The sequence below is a fragment of the Streptomyces sp. MB09-01 genome (assembly GCF_033794505.1).
Lineage (GTDB): Bacteria > Actinomycetota > Actinomycetes > Streptomycetales > Streptomycetaceae > Streptomyces.
The window spans coordinates 1-2055 of record NZ_JARAYQ010000516.1 but is presented as its reverse complement, the minus strand read 5'-3'; the positions used below and the strand labels follow the sequence as shown (position 1 = coordinate 2055).

3 protein-coding genes are annotated in these 2055 nt (G+C 71.1%); 2 read left to right on the top strand and 1 reads right to left on the bottom strand.

Annotation, left to right across the window (positions count from 1 at the left end; genetic code table 11):
* Window positions 1-83: 83 nt before the first annotated feature.
* The gene (locus tag PV721_RS43090) at window positions 84-701 is read right to left on the bottom strand and encodes a hypothetical protein (RefSeq protein WP_319734289.1); all 618 of its coding nucleotides are present in this window, start codon (window positions 699-701) and stop codon (window positions 84-86) included.
* A gap of 496 nt (window positions 702-1197) precedes the next feature.
* On the opposite strand from PV721_RS43090, the gene PV721_RS43085 reads away from it, so the two are divergent.
* Both PV721_RS43085 and PV721_RS43080 read left to right on the top strand, forming a co-directional pair.
* The gene (locus tag PV721_RS43085; protein ID WP_319734288.1) at window positions 1198-1383 is read left to right on the top strand and encodes a hypothetical protein; all 186 of its coding nucleotides are present in this window, start codon (window positions 1198-1200) and stop codon (window positions 1381-1383) included.
* Entirely contained in the window at window positions 1383-1640 is a 258-nt protein-coding gene (locus PV721_RS43080; RefSeq protein WP_319734287.1) for a hypothetical protein, read from the top strand. Before PV721_RS43085 ends, PV721_RS43080 begins: the two co-directional genes overlap by 1 nt.
* Window positions 1641-2055: the final 415 nt, after the last annotated feature.

Sequence of the window (2055 nt, the reverse complement as noted above, 5' to 3'; positions counted from 1 at the left end):
GGACGGGGGAGCGGCCGGGGCGTTCCGACCGGCACTGGACGACGCTGCGGTGGACATCGGGGGAGTCGGCCCTGCGGCCGGCGTCATGCTTGAACGCCCCCTGCCCTCTCCATCAGCGCCGAGTAGGCTCGCTCGAGGCCTTGCGCGTAGCCGGCCCCCAACTCGATGTAGACGTGTCCGCTGGCTGCACAGGCTTCACGGAGGGCAGTGCTCTGCTCCCTGACCCACGCGGCGATCTTCCGGTAGGTGGTGTCATCGGATCCATCGAGCCAGTCCGGGGCGGCCCTCAAGTGTTCGGTGGTCAGCTCCGTGTTTCCGAGGAAGACGCAGCTCAGTGGCATCCCGAGACCCGCGGCGGCGGTGGCCGCCGCGGGCGTGACGATGTCGCCCTCGACGACATAGCCGTCCAGGGGATCGGAGTCGTCGAGGCCCTCCCCGACGGCGCGGACGAACTCAACGAGGAAGGACTGCGCCCGTACGGCCTTGTCCGGATGTGTACCGTGCCGCACGTCGTGCTCGGGCGCAGCGCGCTGCAGCATCGAAACCAGAGCGTCGGTCGGGCACCCCGGGATACCGGCCCGGTCCAGCAGCATCCATGCGAGGGTGCTCTTGCCCACCCGGGGCGGGCCGCCTATCAGATAGATCATGTGCAGACCGTAGCCCGGGCGCCAGCGCGAGTGATCTCGCGGCAGCGCAGGCATGACCAGCGCCTCCAGATCGGGCAGTGCCGATCACTTGAGGCTGATGAGTGTGCCGTTGAGGAGGATCGCTGCCTGGTGGCAGGACCGTCTCACGGATGCCGGCCCGGGTGGTGGGCGGGATGGCGCGTGTCGGCACCCCAGCGCACTCGACCGGCCCCGCGTCATGCCGGTTCGGTCAGCCGGGGTTTCCTCGACGAGTGCGAGTGCGGTACCCAGCTCCTCCATGCAGGGGAAGTGCCGGTAGAAGGCGGCGGGTTGACGCCAGCCCGCCTGGCGACCTCCCTGAGACCGAGGGTTTCCGAAGCTCTGATCCTCCGACTGGCCCAAGCCGTGGCGGGGAGCGCGCGTCGGGTACGGCGGCGCTCTGCCTCGCGGGCACCGGTGTTCGGACTCATGCAGGGCAGTCAACCGCGTCCCAGTCAACGGCGGCCGGCATGAGGCGAATTGAACCGGGTAGTCGGTAAACAACTGTTACCTGAAAGTGGGAGGAACTCCCGTGCTCTTCCTCGTAGGTGCAATGCTCGTCCTGGGTGTCATCCTCGGCGCCGTGGCCCATGTGCCGGTGCCGGTCAGCGTGGCCGGCGGCCTCGCGATCGCGCTCTGGCTCGCCCTCTTCGCCGCACGCGAGCGTCTGTCGGGCCACCGTGCCGGGCGCCCGGACCATCGCCAGGGAGGTCTGTGATGAACCCGCGCACCGACGACGTCAAGGTCCAGGCCGGTGCCCGGCCTCGTACCCGAGGCAGCCGCTACCGTGACGCCGACCTGATGGCCGTCACCGCGTTCGTCCTCGGCCCCGACTGCAGGCTCTCGGCACTGGCCGAAGCTACTGGAGGGAAGAACAGGGCAGTCGAGCGGTTCGTCTTCCCCGCCACATGTCCGGGAACAGGGGCCGCGGCTACCGGTCCGGGTGCGCGCGGGCGGGGTGCCGCCTCAGACTGACCCGCCCTTTCGAGCCTCCTCCCGCGGCTTCTCGGCACGTGCGCGGTCCACGCGGTCCGGGTCGGCGGGCGGGCCCCCGCCCGTGCCGGTCCTGGACGCGGCTCCCGGCGGGCGGCCGTGTTCGTCCAGCATGGCTCCCTCATCGGGGAGCAGCGCCGGGCGGGGGTCTTGGTCCTTCTCGCCCATGATCCACCGCCTTTCTTCGTGTGCGATCCCAGGGCCGTCGGCGCCGTCGGCGCCCTCGGCGGCTCGGCGCTGCGTATCTCTCGGGTCCCTCGGGCGCGGGTCAGTCGGTCGGCTCCTGGGGCTGGGCGTTGCCCGGGCCGGCAGCGGGCCCCTCGCCCTCCTCGCTCGTGTCCTTCTCGTGGCTGCCGCGCCGGGGTCGTTCGGCCGCGGCGTCGGGCAGGGTGGGGGC

Bases quoted from the DNA above. Each gene is read 5' to 3' on its own strand.
- PV721_RS43090 (WP_319734289.1), bottom strand. From the start codon at position 701: ATGCCTGCGCTGCCGCGAGATCACTCGCGCTGGCGCCCGGGCTACGGT.
- PV721_RS43080 (WP_319734287.1), top strand. From the start codon at position 1,383: ATGAACCCGCGCACCGACGACGTCAAGGTCCAGGCCGGTGCCCGGCCT.